The 19,742-nt window shown below is 56.1% G+C and carries 15 protein-coding genes; 8 read left to right on the top strand and 7 right to left on the bottom strand.

Going from position 1 to position 19,742, the window contains the following annotated elements:
* Positions 1 to 58: 58 nt before the first annotated feature.
* The 5 genes from mnmE to PG062_RS04025 all read right to left on the bottom strand — a co-directional run bounded on the left by mnmE (position 59) and on the right by PG062_RS04025 (position 8,147).
* Positions 59 to 1,456 carry a tRNA uridine-5-carboxymethylaminomethyl(34) synthesis GTPase MnmE gene (gene mnmE / locus PG062_RS04005; protein ID WP_270751300.1) on the bottom strand — a complete coding sequence of 466 codons (1,398 nt, stop codon included), beginning with the start codon at positions 1,454 to 1,456 and terminating at the stop codon, positions 59 to 61.
* A gap of 51 nt (positions 1,457 to 1,507) precedes the next feature.
* Positions 1,508 to 4,366 (bottom strand): glycosyl hydrolase 115 family protein, encoded by a 2,859-nt coding sequence (locus PG062_RS04010; RefSeq protein ID WP_270751301.1) that lies wholly within the window; start codon positions 4,364 to 4,366, stop codon positions 1,508 to 1,510.
* Between the two features lie 287 nt (positions 4,367 to 4,653).
* Positions 4,654 to 6,090, bottom strand: coding sequence for a lipopolysaccharide biosynthesis protein (locus PG062_RS04015; RefSeq protein ID WP_270751302.1), 1,437 nt, complete (start codon positions 6,088 to 6,090; stop codon positions 4,654 to 4,656).
* A 227-nt stretch (positions 6,091 to 6,317) separates the two neighbouring features.
* Complete coding sequence (locus PG062_RS04020) at positions 6,318 to 6,881, bottom strand: M48 family metallopeptidase (RefSeq protein ID WP_114000723.1); 564 nt, start codon at positions 6,879 to 6,881, stop codon at positions 6,318 to 6,320.
* 396 nt (positions 6,882 to 7,277) lie between these two features.
* Positions 7,278 to 8,147 (bottom strand): helix-turn-helix domain-containing protein, encoded by an 870-nt coding sequence (locus PG062_RS04025; RefSeq protein ID WP_242979598.1) that lies wholly within the window; start codon positions 8,145 to 8,147, stop codon positions 7,278 to 7,280.
* Between the two features lie 188 nt (positions 8,148 to 8,335).
* On the opposite strand from PG062_RS04025, the gene PG062_RS04030 reads away from it, so the two are divergent.
* The 7 genes from PG062_RS04030 (at position 8,336) to eno (ending at position 17,492) form a co-directional block, all read left to right on the top strand.
* On the top strand, positions 8,336 to 9,952 hold the full coding sequence (locus PG062_RS04030) for a mannitol dehydrogenase family protein (protein WP_270751303.1): 1,617 nt from the start codon (positions 8,336 to 8,338) through the stop codon (positions 9,950 to 9,952).
* Between the two features lie 62 nt (positions 9,953 to 10,014).
* Entirely contained in the window at positions 10,015 to 11,112 is a 1,098-nt protein-coding gene (uxuA, locus tag PG062_RS04035; RefSeq protein WP_270751304.1) for a mannonate dehydratase, read from the top strand.
* Between the two features lie 381 nt (positions 11,113 to 11,493).
* Positions 11,494 to 12,192 carry a TetR/AcrR family transcriptional regulator gene (locus tag PG062_RS04040; RefSeq protein WP_270751305.1) on the top strand — a complete coding sequence of 233 codons (699 nt, stop codon included), beginning with the start codon at positions 11,494 to 11,496 and terminating at the stop codon, positions 12,190 to 12,192.
* Between the two features lie 54 nt (positions 12,193 to 12,246).
* Positions 12,247 to 13,356, top strand: a complete 1,110-nt coding sequence (locus PG062_RS04045; protein WP_270751306.1) for a linear amide C-N hydrolase — start codon at positions 12,247 to 12,249, stop codon at positions 13,354 to 13,356.
* Positions 13,357 to 13,487: 131 nt separating this feature from the next.
* Positions 13,488 to 14,333, top strand: a complete 846-nt coding sequence (gene rfbD, locus PG062_RS04050) for a dTDP-4-dehydrorhamnose reductase (RefSeq protein WP_270751307.1) — start codon at positions 13,488 to 13,490, stop codon at positions 14,331 to 14,333.
* Positions 14,334 to 14,909: 576 nt separating this feature from the next.
* Positions 14,910 to 15,386, top strand: coding sequence for a DUF2798 domain-containing protein (locus tag PG062_RS04055; protein ID WP_114000729.1), 477 nt, complete (start codon positions 14,910 to 14,912; stop codon positions 15,384 to 15,386).
* Between the two features lie 810 nt (positions 15,387 to 16,196).
* Positions 16,197 to 17,492, top strand: a complete 1,296-nt coding sequence (gene eno / locus PG062_RS04060) for a phosphopyruvate hydratase (protein ID WP_270751312.1) — start codon at positions 16,197 to 16,199, stop codon at positions 17,490 to 17,492.
* Between the two features lie 305 nt (positions 17,493 to 17,797).
* Here eno and PG062_RS04065 read toward each other — a convergent pair whose 3' ends face one another.
* Both PG062_RS04065 and PG062_RS04070 read right to left on the bottom strand, forming a co-directional pair.
* Complete coding sequence (locus tag PG062_RS04065) at positions 17,798 to 18,367, bottom strand: chromate transporter (RefSeq protein WP_270751314.1); 570 nt, start codon at positions 18,365 to 18,367, stop codon at positions 17,798 to 17,800.
* 2 nt (positions 18,368 to 18,369) lie between these two features.
* Positions 18,370 to 18,939, bottom strand: a complete 570-nt coding sequence (locus PG062_RS04070) for a chromate transporter (RefSeq protein ID WP_270751316.1) — start codon at positions 18,937 to 18,939, stop codon at positions 18,370 to 18,372.
* Between the two features lie 216 nt (positions 18,940 to 19,155).
* On the opposite strand from PG062_RS04070, the gene PG062_RS04075 reads away from it, so the two are divergent.
* Entirely contained in the window at positions 19,156 to 19,494 is a 339-nt protein-coding gene (locus PG062_RS04075; RefSeq protein ID WP_270751317.1) for a hypothetical protein, read from the top strand.
* The last annotated feature ends 248 nt before the right edge of the window (positions 19,495 to 19,742 follow it).

Raw genomic sequence — 19,742 nt, forward strand, 5'->3', positions numbered from 1 at the left:
GCCCCCGCAGAAAATAGCGGGTAAACAGGCGCTCTTGGAACGCAGAAGAACAGGTGGGTTATTTGCCCACACAGAAGGTAGAAAACACTTCGTCAATGGTAGCTTCGGTGGCATCCTCACCGGTCAGGCGGGCAAGGGCACGCTGCGCATCGCTGATGCACACCCCGGCAGCATCCAGCCCAAAGCCGTCCTCCTGGCTGTTCAGGGCTTCGGCCAGGGCATCGCGGGCTTCCTTGGCGGCGCTCAGCTGGCGGGCGCTGCACAGCGCGGCAGCGTTGGGGTCCAGGTTGGCGGTGCCCAGCAGTTGGGCGACCGCCTGACACAAAGGCTGCAGGCTGGCGGCGTCCCGCGCGGTCAGAGGAATGATGGCCTTGAAGTAAGGCGCTAACTGCTGCTGTGCGGCAGTGAATGCTTCCCCCTGCCCGGCCAGATCCTGCTTGTTCAGGATGGCCAGCGCAGGGCGGCCCTGGCAGCGGCGTGCAATTTCCAGGTCTTCCTCATTCAGCGGGGCGGCCAGGTCGAACACGGCCAGCACCAGCCCGGCTTCCTCCAGCTTTTTCCAGCTGCGGCGGATGCCCTCGGCTTCCACAGCATCGCCGTGTTCCCCCACATCCCGCACACCGGCGGTGTCAAACAGGTTCAGCCGGATGCCGGTATCCCCCAGCATCACGGCCTGCTCCAGCACATCGCGGGTGGTGCCCGCAATGGGGGTCACAATGGCGCGGTCAAACCCGGCCAGCAGGTTCAGCAGGGTGCTTTTGCCCACATTGGGGCGGCCCAGCAGCACACAGTCCACCCCGCGGCGCAAAACCGCCCCGGCCCCGTACCCGGCAATCAGCTGGTCCAGCGTGTCCCTCTGCTCGCTCAGTGTGGCGATCAGCTCTGCCTGCGATACCTCCGGCACATCCTCCTCCGGGTAGTCGATCCAGGCGGTCAGGTGGGCAGCCAGTGTTTGCAAAGCGGCCTGGATGCCCGCAATGCGCCGTGCCAGCGCACCGTCCAAAGCGGACTTTGCCAGCGCTGCCCCTTGCCGCCCTTCGGCGGAGATGATCTCCATCACGGCTTCGGCCTGGGTCAGGCTCATGCGGCCGTTTTCCAGTGCGCGGCGGGTAAACTCGCCGGGGCCGGCGGGCGCAGCACCGGCCAGGTACAGCGCTTCCAGCAGGCCCTGGGCCATGGCGTTGCCGCCGTGGACTGAAAGCTCGATCACATCCTCACCAGTGTAGCTGTGCGGCGCGCGGAAAAACAGGGCGATGGTCTCATCCATCTCCTCACCCCGCAGATGGTAATGCCCCAGCATGGCGGTGTAGCCTTTGGCTTCCGCAATCCGCTTTGCCGGGTTGCGCGGGGTGAAGATCTCCCCCACCACCGCATACGCTTCCGGTCCGGATACCCGAACGACCGCAATGCCGCCTGCCCCCGGTGGGGTGGCAAGGGCGCAAATAGTAGAACTCATATCAATACCTCGAACTTATCTGTTGTTGGCTTTATGCTGGCCTTGGCTGCGTCAGCAGCGGTAACTCTCCCGCGGGCCAAGGTAGGATTCCGGCAGGGTGGTGCCGTCCGGCCAAAGCACGATCTTTTCCAGAATGATGGCCGGGCTGACCGCATAAAAGCGCAGTGTGTTGACCCCCGCATGGCACAGGATGACGGCCTCGGTCAGCTTTACATTGGCAAAGCCCTCGGCGTACCACTGTTCGCTGCCAAAGAACGGTCGGTTCTCCTCGTGCACGGTGTTTACAACCTGCACCGCTCCGCCATTGACCGAATAGCCGATATACTGCTTTGGCTCAAAGGTGACCGGTGTGGTGGCGGACATATGGAACTGTACATGATAGTTTCCGTCTTTTGCCGCAGCAAACGTATATTCCAGATAGGGGCGCTCTTCGCTGTTTTCAAAGTTGGCGGTAGCCGGGAACACTTTCAGCGCGGTGCCCAGGCGGCCATACGGCTTGAGCAGCGCAAAGCCGCCGCCGGGAACATCCCGCTTGGCAGTGTAGTGCTGTGCTTCCATGGCAATGCAACCGTTAGCTTCCACAAAAGTTCCTTTGGGGTAACTGACTGGCGTATTGTCCACTTCCACAATGATGTTGGCCGCACCGGTCCCCTCCTGGATATGCTCATTCACCACAGCGAACTGTCCAGCCGCTTTGCCGGTGATCTGGCTGCGGTCAATCGTCAGGGTCACGTGCTGATTTTCGGCCACGGTGCCGCCGGTGCAGCTGAACTGCATCCAGGGGCAGTCGGTCTCAATGTGCCAGCTGATGGGGCACTTGCTGCCGCAGGCAACGTCAAACGCAACCTGGCTGACATCCGGCCGCAAAAAGTCCTGCCATACCTGCGGCTTGCGGCCATTCCACCAAAAGCCGGTGGCGTACTCGGTATCTTCCACGCGGGATACGATCATCCGCGGCCGGTTGGCCGGGGTGATGTACATCCGGATGGGCAGCTTGTTGTCCTCGTCGTTCCAGTACACAAAGCCGATGTGCTCCGATAACCCGAACCCGTAATACTTGCCGCCGTCCACGGTGTGGTATTCGTTCACCAGCGCTTCGTCTGCTTCAATGCAGGCCTGCACTTCATCGGCCAGCCGGTTGGCGGCAACGCGGTTCTGTTTGGCGTACAGATGGTTGCGCCCGGTCAGGATCCACATCTTCATCAAATTGGCCGTGCCGCACGCCGGGAAGTAGATCAGCGAGATAAAAGCGCTCAGGTTCTCCTGCGGGCAGGCGGTTTTCAGCGCATCACATTCGGTAAGGATATGCTCAGAAATTTGCAGCACTTCCTCCGCCTCGCCGTAATGGGTCGGGTGGTAGGTGTTCTCCCCCATCTTCTCGTGCTTTCTGCGGGCCAGCAGGCGGGTGTAGTCGGTGATGATGCCCTCAATGCGGGGCAGGTCCGCCGGTGCAAAAGCCGCGCCAAAGTTGCGGCGCACCCACTGTGCGGTGTACTGGGTGGTAATGGCAGCATCCTGCCCGCCCCAGACGTCAATATCATAAGCCAGGTCCAGGAAGTAGGAAAGCCCGAACTCCTGCGTGCCAATATCACCGATGTTCGTTACCCAGATCTCCCGCACGCCGTATTCGTAAGCGGAGGTCATCTCCTCCCACACTTTGGGCAGGTAGGTGGCACCCACCCATTCAAATGAGTGGGGCCCGCCGTGCATGTCCATGTGGTAGTACATGCCGTACCCGCCGGGGTGGCTGCGCATTTCCGGGCTTGGCAGCGTGCGGGTGGAGCCGTGGTTGTTGTCGCTCAGCATCAGGGTCACGCCGTCCAGTTCCGGATCACCGATTAGGCCTGGCGTTTCCTTGCTGCCGTAAAAGAACTCTTCGGTTTCTGAGAAGAAAACGATCTGCCGCGGCACCTGCCTGATATCCGGGTTAATAATCTCCCGGATCAGCTGGTTCTGGGTTTTCAGCACATTGCGGATCAGTTGAATGTTCTCTTCCAGCGTGGCGTGCTGCATAATGGCAGTGTCATTTTCGCCGCGCATGCCAAGAGTGATGACGTTCTCAAAATCTTTGTTGCGGGTCAGGCCGTCGCGCCAAAAGCGGGTAATGCCTTCTGGGTTGGCAATGTAATCCCAGGCATCGCCGTAAATGGAACCACTGCCCCGCACCATGCTGTATTCCTGCCCGCTGCGCATACAGGGTTCGTGGTGGGAGGTGCTCATCACCACACCCAGTTCGTCCGCCAGTACGGCGTTTTCCAGCCCAGGGCCGTCTAGGCTGAAATTGGAATTCCACATGGCAGGCCACAGGTAGTTGCCTTTCATGCGCAGCAGCAGCTCAAATACCGGCGCATAGCAGGCGGCGTTCATGCTGCCAAAATGGGTCTTGGCCCAGTTGCCAAAGGCGGGCCATTCATCGTTGATAAAAAAGCCGCGGTACTTGACGGACGGCACCCTGGATACCATGTTCACCCGATCATCCAATACCACAGTGTCCTGGTGCCGCGGCAGGACATGGTTCCAGTTGACCAGCGGGGAAACGCCGATCAGCTCCGAAAGATGGAACAGCCCGTAAATGGTGCCGCGCTTGTCGTTCCCCGCAATCACCAGCGCGGCGCCAATGCCCGCCAGGGGGGTCTCAATGACCTGGAAGCTGTAGCATTCCCATTTGCCCCGGATGGCATTCAGGTCAAGTTTGCCTGCGGCTTCCAGCGCATCCAGCATGGGGCTGTGCCCGATGGTACCGTACAGCACGGCACAGCCACTTCCCTGCCCGGAGGTGATTCCGGCGGGCGAAACGCCCGTCACCAGTTCAATATCCTGCTTTACCATTCCGGCAACCCGTTTTACACCGGGCAGGGCCTGTGCTTCCTCATAAAAAGCAAGCCCTTTGCCGATCGTGATCTGCGGCATAGTTGGTTTCCCTCCTGCTTTTATCAAAATATAATGATTTTGTAAATCAAAAATGCTATTTTTACCCTGTAGAGACCGTGGGGGCGCACATCGTGCGCCTGTCTACCTAAAAATATAACGGTGCCGTTTTAGGCTGCCACGGGCCAAAGCCCCAAAATAATTATCACCCGTATTATATCATAGTGCGGCACGATATAATAGAACCCGCCCACAAAACGGAAAAGAAAAAAGCCCGTGCACAACGCACGGGCAATCTTTCAACAAGAAAAACAAAACTTGTTTAAAACTTAATTTGATTTTTTGCGGCGGTGCAGAACCATGCCCAGCAGCTTTTCCACCATGGCAAACACCTCGCGGAAGTTCAGCAGGCAGATGGCAAAGGTCAGCACCGTGACCGGCAGCACCCAGTGCTCCAGCTTGAACAGCATGGCAATCTCCACAAAGATCAGCCCCAGGTTCAGCAGCATCCAGGCGGGGTGAAAGTCGATCTCCAGCAGCCCATGGGTGGAGTAAGCACGCAGCAGGAAAACAATCAGCAGGGAGATGAAACTTGCCACCGTAACGCCCCACGGCCCAAACCAGCGGATGAACAAAAAGTTCAGAACCAGATTAACCACGGCACCTACCAACATGGTGTAGAACGAACTGGTGGACCGCTTGTATACCACATACACGCTGTTCAGGAAGTTGTTCAGGCAGGTGCACATGGAAGCCAGTGTCAGGAACGGCACAAACTGCCAGCCAAGGAAGTAATCCTCGCGGAAAACGTGCATCATGGGCTGGCACAGCCAGATGACGCCCGCCACACAGCAGAACATGACCGCCGCATATACCCGGAACACCTTGCTGAAGAACGCCGAACGCTCGGATTCCTCTGTCACAGCCGAAAGCTGCCATGCCTCATAAAAAATCTGCCCCACAATGGTAATGATCTGCGGCAGATAATACCCGGCTTTCAGCAGGCCCACCCACCAGGTGCTGCTTTTGCCGTCAATGCCGTCACACATGCCCTGTACATAGAACAGGTCCGAAGCGTTGATGATCCAAAAGCTGATGGAAGCCGGGATCATGGGGATGCAATAACGCAGCATGTCCTTCCAAAGGGCTTTGTTGAACTTTTTGAAACTGAAATACTGATGGCAGTGCCCGGCAATAAAAACAAAGATTGCCGAAAGCGCATCCGAACAGGCCATGGCAAGCAGGTAGCCGTTCGCGCCCAAATCCAGCACATCCAGGAACAGATAATAGAACCCAAGCAGCGTGGCGGAAGTCAAAACGCCATCCACCGCAACCAGACGGTTCAGCATGCGGGAACGGATGAACTGGGTGCAGAGCGTGCGCAGGCAGCTCATCAATACACAGGCGTAAATCAGAACCAGATAATCCGCCGCATTGGGGATCAGCCGCACCAGCGGCCAGCAGACCGCCATTAAGGCAAAGCCCAGCAGGATGGTGGCAAGGCCGTTCATGAATACGCTGGATTTATCCACCTTGCGGTCCAGGCCAAACCGGATCACCGCAAAGCTGACGCCCAGGCTGACCACCGGAATCAGCAGGTTGGCCACCGACTGCATCAGGCTGGTCACACCCATCACATCCGGGCTGGCCAGCGCGTAACTCAGGTATGGCTGAATAATCAGGCTGATGATTTTGGAGCCAAAGTTGGAAATGGCAAACAGGATGGTGTTGTTCACCAGCGTGGAGTAGCGTTTGGAATCTGACAAAGTGCAGAGCGCCTCCTCGATATTAAATTTGAATTAAAAAAGAATAAAGAAAAAAGAATAATGTTGGTGGATCGCCGCGTGTGGCGCGGCTCAAAAATATCAGGTGGGATATGCGCCACATGCTGTGGGTAAAGAGTAGAAGCACTCAATAATTAGAACCTGTTCGATAGAACTCTTCAATCACGGCAGCCAGCCAATATATGGGGAATGGAAACCAAATAATGGTACTATCTCCCTTTCAGCAGCGCCTGCCGTGCCTTATAGTCCGGCATCACCCTGGCCACGGCGGCCCAGAAAGCCGGGCTGTGGTTGGGGTGGGCAAAGTGGCAAAACTCGTGTACCACCACATACTCCTGCGCGGGCAGCGGCATCACACACAGCCGCAGGGCAAAACACAGCGTTCCTGTTTTTAGGGAGCAGCTCCCCCACCGGGTGCTCATGTCCCGCACCGCTATGCGGGGCATTTCTCCGCGCGGGCAGGTGGCGGCAAACAGCGGGTAATACTGCGCACATAGTGCCTGCATCTGGTGCAGGGCGATGGCTTTGCTCGGCAGCGGCGGTTCGGCGGCACGGTTTGCCATGTGGACCGCCATCCGGCCCTGCGCCGCGGCAACCCATCCGGCATGCGCCGCCACAAAAGCGTCCACACTGCTCAAGGGTACCCGGCGCGGCGCGCTGACGGCTACACTGCCATCCGTGCGGACCCGTATGTTCAGGTTGCGCACCCGGCGGCGCGTCAATTCATATTCGACCCCGCCCGCAATGCGGCGCTGTGGGTCTGGCTGGTTCATCTGCCCACCTCCCGACTTAGGGCAACACCGCATAAGTCTAAGTGCCGATACGGCGAGCGAGGTGCGGCAGCTGCTAGGCCAAAAGCGCAGATAATACTGGATGTCTTATCGAGCATTTTGGCAACGCAGATGCCGTGCCGCAGCCGTCGGAGCGGTGCTTAAGCCGTAAGGCGGGAATTATGCGGTATTGCCTTAGCTGTTAAGGTGTATCTGATACCCCCAAAAACAGCTGCCCCCATTGTACGCTATTTTGTCGCAAAAGGAAAGTGAAAACTTGACCTTGCGTGCAGCGGTGCAGCACGGCTGCTGCACTGCCTGCCAAAATTTTCGAAAAATCGCCTATTGTAGCCATTGGCAGGGTATGCTATAATACCAATAACGACAGTTTTTTGAACTTTACCCACGCAAACTCTGTACATACTGCCGGGGCGTGGTGCCGTATTCCGCGCGGAACGCGCGGTAAAAGTTGGCGTAATCCCCAAACCCGCAGTAGGTGCAGACTTCACTGGGGGCAAGCCCGCCGGCCAAAAGCTGCTTGGCGTTCAGCAGCCGCTTTTGCAGGATATACCGGTGCACCGTGGTGCCCACCTGCGCTTCAAACTTGCGCAGCAAATGGTACTTGCTGATAAAAAAGCGCTCTGCCAGCGCATCCAGCGTCAGGGCTTCGCTGTAGTGCTCGTTGATGTAGCTCAATACCCCGTCCACCACCCGGTCAGACGCCATATCGGCCGAAAGCGCGCTCTGCATGCTGCGGTCCGCCGCGCTCTGATTGATGGCAACCATCAGCTCCACCAGGCTGCAAACGGCCAGCAGGTCGCTGCCATAACTTTCCTGCATGTGCAGGCTGCGCAGCTTGTCCAGCTCACGGCGCATCTCGGCGCTGCGGGGGCCGGGCAGGCGCAGCAGATTGGTATGGCCGGGCACCGTGGTGTCAAAGCAACGGGTCAGGCTGGTGTGCGGGCTGGAAAGGGATTCCAGATACCCGCGGTCCACCCACAGCACAATGCGCTCGTAAGGTTCATCATTGCTGTCAACCCGCGCTTGGTGCAGCTCCAGCGGGCTGATCAGCATCAGATCCCCCGCGCGCATGTGGAAGATGCGGTTTTCGACTGTATAAGATACACTGCCGCGCAAAAGCATGTAGATTTCATAAAAATCGTGGTGGTGCAGCTCCACTTCATCCATGTAGCGGTAGCGGTAAATTTCAAAATCCCGGCGGATCATGGTCTGCCGCCGTGTAAAGGGTTGAAAGCTGTTTTCTGCCATAATCCTGTCATCTCTCTTTCTACTTTCATAGTACCGCAATTTTTGCAATCTTTCAAGCAATTACGCCAATTTGATTTGCAAAAAATAAGGGTTATACTTATCCACAGTTTGAATGAACAACACCGGCCGTGCTGCAAAGCAAGGCCACCGAAGATATCACAAAACAAAATCTGAAGGAGTGTTTCGCCATGAAAATGAACGCTGCATCCATCAAGAACCAGAAGGCTGAATGGGAAGCTCTGGGCGTTAAGCTGCCCGCCTTTGACCATGACGCTATGACTGCCAAAACCAAGGAGCATCCGGTTTGGGTCCACTTTGGCGCAGGCAACATCTTCCGCGGCTTTATCGCAGCTCTCCAGCAGCGCCTGCTGAACGAAGGTCTGCAGGACCGCGGCATCATTGCAGCCGATACCTTTGACTATGACATCATTGATAAGATCTACACCCCGTTCGACAATCTGACCATGATGGTCACCCTGAACCCGGATGGCTCCACCAGCCGCGAGATCATCGGTTCTGTTGCCGAGGGCCTGCGCGCTGATTCTTCTGACGCTGCCATGATGGCACGCTTCAAGGAGATCTTCACCGATCCCGGCCTGCAGATGATCTCCTTCACCATCACCGAGAAGGGCTATGCCTTGTACCGTCCCGATGGCAGCCTGATGCCCGTTGTGCAGGCTGATATCGACGAAGGTCCGGCACACGCACGCCACGCCATGAGCATGGTCGCTGCCCTGCTGTTCGAGCGTTTCCAGGCTGGTGCCGCCCCACTGGCTGTTGTCAGCATGGACAACTGCTCCCACAACGGCGAAAAGCTGCAGTCCAGCGTGATGACCGTTGCCAAGGCATGGGCTGAAAAGGGCTATGTCGGCCAGGACTTCATCGCTTACCTGGAAGACGAGAGCAAGATCGCATTCCCCTGGTCCATGATCGACAAGATCACCCCGCGCCCCCACAAGATCGTGGAAGCGCAGCTGGTCAAGGATAACATCGAGGATATGGAGCCCATCGTTACCAGCAAGAACACTTTCATTGCTGCCTTTGTCAACGCAGAGCGCCCGCAGTACCTGGTTGTTGAGGACAAGTTCCCCAATGGCCGTCCCCCGCTGGAAAAGGCCGGCGTCTATATGACCGACCGCGACACCGTCAACAAGACCGAGCGCATGAAGGTCACCACCTGCCTGAACCCGCTGCACACCGCCATGAGCGTTTACGGCTGCATGCTGGGCTACACCCTGATCTGCGACGAGATGAAGGATGCAGATATCGTTGCCCTCATCAAGCGCCTGGGCTATGTTGAAGGCCTGCCCGTTGTGGTCAACCCCGGCATCCTGGAGCCCAAGGCATTCATCGATGAAGTTGTTGAGCAGCGCCTGCCCAACCCGTTCATGCCGGACGCCCCGCAGCGTATCGCTACCGATACTTCCCAGAAGGTCGGCATCCGCTTTGGCGAGACCATCAAGAGCTATGTTGCTGAAGGCCGCGACCTGAACACCCTGGTGTCCATCCCGCTGGCCATTGCTGGCTGGCTGCGTTACCTGCTGGCTGTTGATGACAACGGCAACGCATTTGAAGTTTCTGCAGACCCCCTGAAGGATGACCTGCAGGCTAAGCTGGCTACCATCAAGTTCGGTGCTCCCGACAGCTGCACCGACCAGCTGGACAGCATCCTGAGCAATGCTTCCATCTTTGGCTCTGACCTGACCAAGACCGTTCTGGCCGACAAGGTCAAGGCTTACTTCAAGGCTGAGATCGCAGGCCCCGGCGCTGTCCGCAAGACCCTGCATGACGCTGTCAACGCCTGATTGCTTTATTGATTCTCAATCCGATGATTGCGATATAAACAACAACCAAGGAGGAAACACTTATGCCTATGCAAATGGGTTGGCGTTGGTATGGTGAGGGCAACGACCCCATCACACTGAACGACATCAAGCAGATCCCCGGTGTCAGCACCATCGTCTGGGCTCTGCACCACAAAATGCCCGGTGAGATCTGGGAAGAGAGCGAAATCAAGGAAGTCATGGATCAGATCCACGCTTACGGCTTCAACGGCGACGTTGTTGAATCTGTGAACGTCCATGACGATATCAAGATCGGCCTGCCTACCCGCGACCAGTATATCGAAAACTACAAGCAGTGCATCCGCAACCTGTCCAAGTTTGGCGTTAAGGTTATCTGCTATAACTTCATGCCTATCTTTGACTGGACCCGCACTGACCTGTTCCACCCTGTCGGTGATGGCTCCACCGCCCTGTTCTATCAGAAGGATATGATCAAGGACGATTACAAGGCTATGGCCAAGTATATCCTGGACTTCACCGAGAAGTACCACATGACCTTCCCCGGCTGGGAGCCGGAGCGTATGGCTAAGCTGGACGAGCTGTTTAAGGCCTATGCCCCTGTCACCAAGGAGAAGCTGTGGGAGAATCTGAAGTACTTCCTGGAAGCCCTCATGCCCACCTGCCGCGAGTGCGACATCAAGATGGCCATCCATATGGACGATCCCCCATGGGATATCTTCGGCTTGCCCCGCCTGCTGGTGGACGCCGAGAGCATCGACCGCTTCCTGTCCATGGTGGATGATCCGTACAACTGCCTGACTCTGTGCTCCGGCAGCCTGAACGCCAACCCCAACAACAATGTTGCCGAGATCGTCCGCAAGCACTGCGACCGCATCGCTTTCGCTCACATCCGCAACATCCATCACTTTGATAACGGTGACTTCTCTGAGGCTGCCCACCGCGATTGCTGCGGTGAGACCGGCATCATCGAGATCCTGCGCGCTTACCACGACAACGGCTTTGAGGGCTATATCCGCCCCGACCACGGCCGTCAGCTGTGGGAGGAAGGCCCCGGCAACTGCCGCCCCGGCTACGGCAAGTATGACCGTGCCCTCGGCATCCAGTATATGCTCGGTGTCTGGGATTTGCTCGACCGCCTGGATGAAGAGAAGAATAAGTAATTTCTGACCTTTTCAGCTTTTCTGGCCCGCACCCGTATGGGTGCGGGCTTTTTGTTTTGCCGTAAAAATCAGCCGTAATCTGGCGCGCTCCCCGTAGGGGGCGCACATCGTGCGCCCGCCAACCGGAAAAGAGATGGCGGCCCTTTGGGATTGTACCGGACAAGGGCCTGCAATAAATCCTATTATATCTAAAAGAAATGTCTACATAATCCAAAGGAGCTGCCGCATCTGCGGCGGCTCCTTTGGTTACGTTACCCCAATCAAAACCGATATCCAATATCACCAAATATCCGCCCAAATCTTCTCCATCCCGGCCACTTGTTCCCGCTGCATCCAAATGCTATAATTGGCATATAAACCAATACAGAAAGCGTGATTCTAATGCCCAGACGATATGACAGCGCCGACGCCAAGCGCCGCATTTTAACGGCCTGTGTTCGGTTCTTTCTGGAAAAAGGCTATACCCGCACCACTGTTGCCGAAATTGTCAAGGAAGCCGATGTCAGCATCAGTACCTTCCAGAACGTGTTCCGCACCAAGGATGGCGTTCTGGTGGAGCTGGTCAAATTCATGTTCGGCAGTCAGTTTGATATGGCGGGCCAGATCGCAGGCCAAAAGCTGCCGCCCGTCTATGTGTACGCGGTGGAGACCAGCATCCAGCTGGCTTTGACCGAGCTGAACGAGAACCTGCGGGATATCTACCTGGAAGCCTACAGCCACACCGACGCGTCCGAGTATATCTACCAGCACACCTCCAGCGAACTGTACCGCATTTTCGGCCCCTACCTGCCCAGCTATACCGAAAGCGACTTCTATGAACTGGAGATCGGCTCTGCGGGTATAATGCGGGGCTATATGTCCCGCCCGTGCGATAAATACTTTACGCTGGAAAAAAAGTTGGCCCGCTTCCTTTCCATGAGTTTAAACGCTTACGCGGTGCCCGCCGCAGAGCAAAAGCAGGTGCTGGATTTTATCGCCAAGCTGGATATCCGCGCCATTGCCGTGCAGGTCATGCAGGAGCTGTTCAAAGCGCTTGCCATGCGTTTTTCCTTCCCGCTGCCGGATTCCGTAAAAGCATAATCAGCCAGCACCGCCCCCGTTTGTCCGCCAACCCGTCATGAACAGGAGAAAAAGATGAAAGCGATTCAATGGATCATTTCCGCTCTGGTTGCCGTGGTCATCATCGCCGCCGCCGTTGGCGGCGGGGTGTACTTTACCCGGCTCAAAAGCATCCACAGCATCCGCAAACTGACCGATTACGAAGACTATAACCTCTACCGCATGGATATTGACTATGCGTATGATCTCGACCGCCTGATCGACCGCGGCATTACCGATAACCAGAGCATGATCAATGCCATCCTGGCCGAAGCCCTGCCCTACCTGCCCATCCATATGAAAGCCCCAAACTTTGGCTGCAGCGCGTTCTGCACCCAGGGCACGGACGGCCACACCCTGATGGGCCGCAACTATGATTTCAAGAACGATACCTCCGCCATGCTGGTCTACTGCACCCCCAAGGACGGTTACGCCTCGGTCGCCTTTGCCGCACTGGATAACATCAACGCCAACACGCCGGACGCGAGCATGGCCAAAAAGCTGGCAACCCTCACCGCGCCGTTCATCTGCCTGGACGGCATGAATGAAAAAGGCGTTTCTATCGCCGTTCTCACGCTGGACAGTGACCCCACCTACCAGCAGACCGGCAAGCCGATGATCGCTACCACCCTTGCCATCCGCCTGGTGCTGGACCGCGCCGCCACCACAGCCGAAGCTGTAGAGCTGCTGAGCAAATATGATATGTTCGCTTCCAGCGGGCGGGATTACCACTTCTATATCACCGATGCTTCCGGTGATGGCCGCGTGCTGGAATACGACTGCAATGACCCCGCCCGCCCCCTGACCGTTACCCCCAGCCGCAGCGTAACCAACTTCTTTGTCATGTACAAGGATAACGTTCTGCCCAACCAGCGCAACGGCGTTTACGGCCATGGCCGGGAGCGCTATGATGCCATCGAGGAAATCCTGGATGCCAATGCAGGCAGTATTGACCGGGAAATTGCCTGGCAGGCCCTGCAGGCGGCCTCTCAGGCCCCCAACCCGCAGGATGTGACCAGCAATACCCAGTGGAGCATCCTGTACGATAACACCGCCCTGACCGCCGAAGCCGTCATCCGCCGCGACTGGAACACCAAAACCAGCTACAACCTGGTAAGCAATGTTGCCGTAACGGATGTAGGCTGATCCCGCCGCTTTTTTTCGCCAAATCCGGCAAAACGCATTGCACTTCTCAGCCAGCAGGGCTATAATAAAACCGCGTATGAGAAGAATTCCGGGGTGCTCTACTGCCCCGTTCCAGATGGAGGAAAACAGCAATGCTCAAAGTTTGGATCAGCGGTGCCAACGGCCATCTTGGTCAGGCGCTGTGTACACGGCTTGACCGCGAAAAATACCAGCTGATCGCCACTGATGTGGCGGAAGTGGACGTGACTGTCCCCGCCGAAGTCCGCGCCTTTGCGGATGCCAACCGCCCGGATGTCATCATCAACTGCACCGGCTTTAATGATGAGGACGGCTGCGAGACGGACCCCGACCGCGCTTACCGCGTCAACGCCCTGGCCCCCCGCAACCTGGCCCTTGCCGCCGATGCGCTGGGGGCCAAGATGGTGCAGTTCTCCACCGATGATGTGTTTGCCAAGGCGAGCCACCACCCCTATAATGAGTTCGATGCCCCCGCCCCTGAAAGCCTGTATGGTAAAAGCAAGCTTGCGGGCGAAGAGTTTGTGCGCACGCTGTGCCACCGCTACCTGATCGTGCGCAGCGCCTGGGTGTACGGCATCGGGCGGGATTTTGTTTCCACCGTGCTGAACGCCGCCGCAGACCCCACCTGCCCCTGGTTGGCCGTTCCCACGGATCGCTTTGCCTCCCCTACCTCGGCCGATGACCTGACCGCCGCGGTGGAGCAGTTGATCGACCATGATACCCTGGGCATTTACCATATCGTGTGCCAGGGCCGCTGCAGCCGCTATGACTTCGCCAAAGCCATCCTGAAAGCTGCCCATATGGAAGATAAACTGGAGCTGCACCCCATCCGCGCAGCGGACGCTGGCAGCACCCCTAGCTACACCGTGCTGGATAACCTAATGCTCCGCCTGGACAACCTGCCCCAGCCCCGCCCCTGGAAAGAGGCCCTGAACGAGTACATTAACTCCCTGCAATAAGCGTAACGCCCGGCTGCCTAGCAGCCGGGCACTTTTTTACGTGCCGCAAAAAAGTAAGACCAAATTAGCCATTAGCCATTAGCCATTAGCAATTGGAGCCGAGCTTTTTAAGCTGTCGGTAGGGAACGGCGTCCTCAATGTCCCGGACGAGCCTGAAAATTGCCAACCAAATGCCCCGCGCCGTAAAATATTTGTATAGGACGATGTGAAAAAATGATTGTTTATTTGCTCACAACCATGCTGTAGGGCGGGATGCCCTCATCCCGCCGTGGAGAAACCTAAATAATCGGCCACAACTGAAAAAACGCTTCCTTTTTCCACAATTTCTCCCGCACCTGTTGAAAACATCCAACCCTTCCGGTTTGCCCCATACGCATCCTGCACAAATGCATCCAATCAAATCTGTTTAATCTGCGCAAGGCGGAGAATCTGTAATTTCCCTATTACACAAAATTTCAAAACGTACTATGATAGCCACAATAAATGGTAGTCGCAGCACGGAAAGACAGCGAGACGAAAGTTTCGCTGTCTTTCTTTTTTGTCTGCGGTCTTGATTTCAGAAAGGAGCACTTTCCTATGCCCAAAACACTGCCGCAAAGAATCGTATTTACCATCGTCATGGCCACCATCATGGTGTATGGCATGATCGTTTATAACGTTGCCTTGAACACCGGCGGCGTTACCAACGCTACCTTTGGCATGGCTCTGCACGAAATGCCCATTATGGTGCCCGTGGCCTTTGTGCTGGAATTCTTTGTGGTCGAAAAGCTGGCCACCGCCCTGGCGTTCACCTTTATGCGCCCCACGGACCGCCCGCAGTTCATTACCTATGCTATCTCCCTGATGATCGTCTGCATCATGTGCCCAGTTATGAGCCTTGTGGCTACCCTGCTGTTCAAGGAGCCCAGCTTTGGCACATGGGTGCATACCTGGGGCTGCAACTTCCCTATGGCGCTCTGCTGGCAGATGTTCTACTGCGGCCCGCTCAGCCGGTTTATCTTCCGCGCTATTTTCCGCAAACAGCTGCAAGCGGAAAACCAGGAACAGCACTAAAGCAAATCCAGCACGCTGCCCGCACAAACAGGTAGCGTGCCTTTTTTATCGTGTTGCATCCCCTCCAAAACTTTTTGAACAAATTCCCTGCTTTTGCTTGACAACCCCCGCCGGAGTATGCTACTATATCTTTGCTGATTAGATAACACTAACTGGCGCGCAGCCAGCTGATTGACCTCCGTTCCGGCTGCATCATATCCCCACAAATCTCCTTATTGCATCCGTTTCATTTGCGGCAGTGCCCACCGGGCACGCAAGCATGCCGCGCAAAAATGCCATTATCGCCTGCAAGGGCATACCGAATCAAAGCAAGGCCGGCACCCATGGAATGAGCCACATGGGTGCCGGTTTTGTTTGTATGGGTCTGTTCCCCCGGCCCCGCGCAGGCAAAATAATACAATAAGACCCCCGCCTGCAAAAGAGAGAAAAAAGGCGAGGGTCCTATTGATGTAAGGGGGGCAAAGCAGCAACCCATGTAAGGGAGGGCTGTTCCCTACATGCTGTGAGGGTCGCTGCCTGCGAGATTAGCGCAAACTAACCATGAACAAACAATACCACGCCGCCAGGATTTTGTCAAGCCCCGGAGCAAATCAAAATAAAAAAGTTTCAAAATATTCAAAAAGTTAGATTAAATAAACGCTTTCTCGGCAAAAATAAGAATACTCTGCCGCAGCCGCCAAACACAAAAAGTACCTTGCATTTTGTAACAACCTGTGATAGAATGACGGTGTTAATGGTTAGTTAATGCTAATCATTGGGGCAGTGCTCACTGCTGATTAAATAGTTTCCCAAAGAAAGGATCGATCGATAATGGCATACCTGGAAATTGAAAAAGTTGTAGGCCGCGAAATTCTGGACTCCCGCGGAAACCCCACCGTTGAAGCTGAGGTCTGGCTGGCTGACGGCACCGTTGGCCGCGGCATGGCACCTTCCGGCGCATCTACGGGCGAATTTGAAGCCCTGGAGCTGCGCGATGGCGACAAAGCCCGTTACGGCGGCAAGGGTGTGCAGAAGGCTGTGGAGAACATCAACACCACCATCAATGATGTTCTGACCGGCATGGATGCTTCCGATATTTACGCTGTCGATGCTGCCATGATCAAGGCAGACGGTACCAAGGATAAATCCAACCTGGGTGCAAACGCTATCCTGGCTGTTTCTATCGCTTCTGCCCGCGCAGCAGCCCTTTCTCTGGATATTCCTCTCTACCGCTTCCTGGGCGGTATTTCCGGCAACCGTCTGCCGGTTCCCATGATGAACATCCTGAACGGCGGTGCCCACGCAACCAACACCGTCGATACCCAGGAGTTCATGATCATGCCTGTCGGCGCACCTTCCTTCAAGGAAGCCCTGCGCTGGTGCGCTGAGGTGTTCCATGCCCTGGCAGCTCTGCTCAAGAGTCGCGGCCTGGCCACCTCTGTGGGCGATGAGGGCGGCTTTGCCCCCAACCTGTCCAGCGATGAAGAGACCATCGAGACCATTCTGGAAGCCATCCGCAATGCAGGCTATGAGCCGGGCAAAGACTTCATGCTGGCTATGGACGCTGCTTCCAGCGAATGGAAGGGCACCAAGAAGGGCGAATATATCCTGCCCAAAGCCGGCACCCATTACACCAGCAGTGAACTGATCGCCCACTGGAAGAGCTTGGTTGAAAAGTACCCCATCATCTCCATTGAGGATGCCCTGGATGAGGAGGACTGGGAAGGCTGGCAGGAGCTGACCCGCGAGCTGGGCGGCAAGGTCCAGCTGGTTGGTGATGACCTGTTTGTTACTAACACCGAGCGCCTGTCCAAGGGCATTCAGCTGGGCTGCGGCAACGCAATCCTGATCAAGCTGAACCAGATCGGCTCCGTTTCCGAAACCCTGGAAGCCATCAAGATGGCCCACAAGGCTGGTTACACCGCCATTTCTTCTCACCGCTCCGGCGAAACCGAGGATACCACCATTGCCGACCTGGCCGTTGCCCTGAACACATGCCAGATCAAGACCGGTGCGCCTAGCCGTACCGAGCGTGTGGCCAAGTACAACCAGCTGCTCCGCATTGAGGAAGAGCTGGGCGATTCTGCCGTTTACCCCGGTATGGCTGCTTTCAACGTGAAGCGCTGAACAGATACACCTAAGGCAACACCGCACAATTCCCACCTGACGGCTTAAGCACCGCTTCGGCGGCTGCGGCACGGCATCTGCGTTGCCAAAATGCTCGATAATGTCGGGTTGCGGTACCCGCATCGTGCTTCGGGGGCAAAAGCCCCTCGCACTCTGCGACCGCTGCCCCTGCTTCGGTTCGCTGTTTCCGCCACTGGCGGCGCTCACCTTTGCAGCATCCAGTATTATCTGCGCTTTTGGCTTGGCATCTGCCGCACCTCGCTCGCCGTATCGGCACTTAGAATTATGCGGTATTGCCTTAATTATTACCCTACCGTTCCCGCCAACAAATGCAACCCAAGCCCCGCCGCGCCGCACAGGCACATCGTCAAAATGGGGTTCCACTTATATTTGCGCAGCAGGATAAACGCGGCAAAAAAGCTGCCCGTGCCGATCCAGTCAATGCTGCCCAGCCCCAAGATTCCGTTGGGGAACACCACGATCCCCAAAATCGAAAGCCCTGCCCCCAGAATCAAGGCAACCACCGCCGGTCGCAGACAGGCCAGCACGCTCTGCAAAACCGAAAGATCCCGCCAGCGCCGGTAACACCACGCCAGCAGCGAGACCAGCACCAGCGCGGGGGTAATGCACCCCAGCGTGGCGATCACCGCCCCCGGCAGCTGGGCAATGCGCAGCCCCACAAAGGTGGCGCAGTTGACCGCAATCGGGCCGGGCGTCATTTCGGCAATGGTAATCAGATTGGTGAATTCCTGCAAGGTCATCCAGGGGTGCAGCTCCACAACCTGGCTGCGAATCAGCGGCATGGCAGCGTAACCGCCGCCCACGCTGAACAGCCCCACCTGCAAAAAGCTGAGATATAACTGTAAGTAAATCATCCTCACACCGTCCTTTTGCGGGCCAGCGCAGCGCGCACAACCCCAAACAACGCTGCGGCCAGAATGATAAGCACCACATTGACGCCAAAAATGTAGTTGGCCGCAAACGCTGCTACCATCAAAAACAGGGATACCGCCGAATGCGAGGCAATGACCTTGCCGCCCATACTGCACACAACGTCTAAGATGACCGCCGCAACCCCGGCCTGCATCCCTTTCAGCACCAGCGCCACATACACGTTGGCGGCAAACACATTGTAAAAATAAGAGATGATGGACAGGATAACCATGGGCGGCAGAATGGTGCCCACAACGGCAGTAATCATGCCCAGCAGCCCTTCCACCTGCCACCCTACCAGGATAGCCGCATTGACAGCGATGGCACCGGGGGCGCTTTCCGCCAGCGCGGTCATATCCAGCATTTCCTCCTCGGTGATCCAGTGCAGCTCGTCCACAAATTTCTTTTTCATCAGTGTCACAATCACAAACCCGCCGCCAAAGGTAAAGCTGCTGATGTAAAGTGTGCTGAAAAATAACCGGCAAAGCCTTGCCGCGCGGTTATGCTGATTCATTTTATTTTCCACCTTTTGCTGTGTGAATTGTTCAAAACTTTTGCCTGCCGCGCAAAGCCCACCCCCGCGCGGCACTATGGCTATCATACAGCAGAAAGACTTATATGTAAAATAGTATTATTTCATTAAAACCATGCTAGGGCAACACCGCACAATTCCCGCCTTGCGGCTTAAGCACCGCTCCGGCAGCTGCGGCACGGCATCTGCGTTGCCAAAATGCTCGATAAGACATCCAGTATTATCTGCGCTTTTGGCTTGGCATCTGCCGCACCTCGCTCGCCGTATCGGCACTTAGAATTATGCGGTATTGCCCTAGTTTTGCATGGTAATGCCCTGCGGTATGGCTTGATCTGCCGCCAGTATGGAAAACAAAAACAAGTTATCCACAAAACAACCCTGTACCTGTTGAAACTTTCAACGAATATAAGGCTGTTTGTCTGCTGGGGCAGGCCCCCAAATAAAGGCGGAACAGAATTCTTACCACCAAAATGTATGGAAAAACAAATAAAACTGCACTTTTTTGCAATTTTTGTTGACAGCGCAAATAATATATGATACACTTTTTTCGATTTTGAAAGACGAATCGTGTTTGCAAGAGTTTTTCAAAGCAATTTACCTACGGACCGCCCAACAGGGGCGGGCCGGAATACTGACATTTGAATGCCGCAGCGGCGAGCGAAAAGTGTAAGCTGCTAAGAGAAAAGCGCAGCGTCATACGGATTGTATGACCGAGCATTTTTTCAACACAGATTGCACTTTGCAGCCGCTGATGTGGCGTTTCAGGCGAAGCCGGAAATGTTAGT

The sequence above is a fragment of the Gemmiger qucibialis genome, assembly GCF_027689445.1.
Classification (GTDB): domain Bacteria; phylum Bacillota; class Clostridia; order Oscillospirales; family Ruminococcaceae; genus Gemmiger; species Gemmiger qucibialis.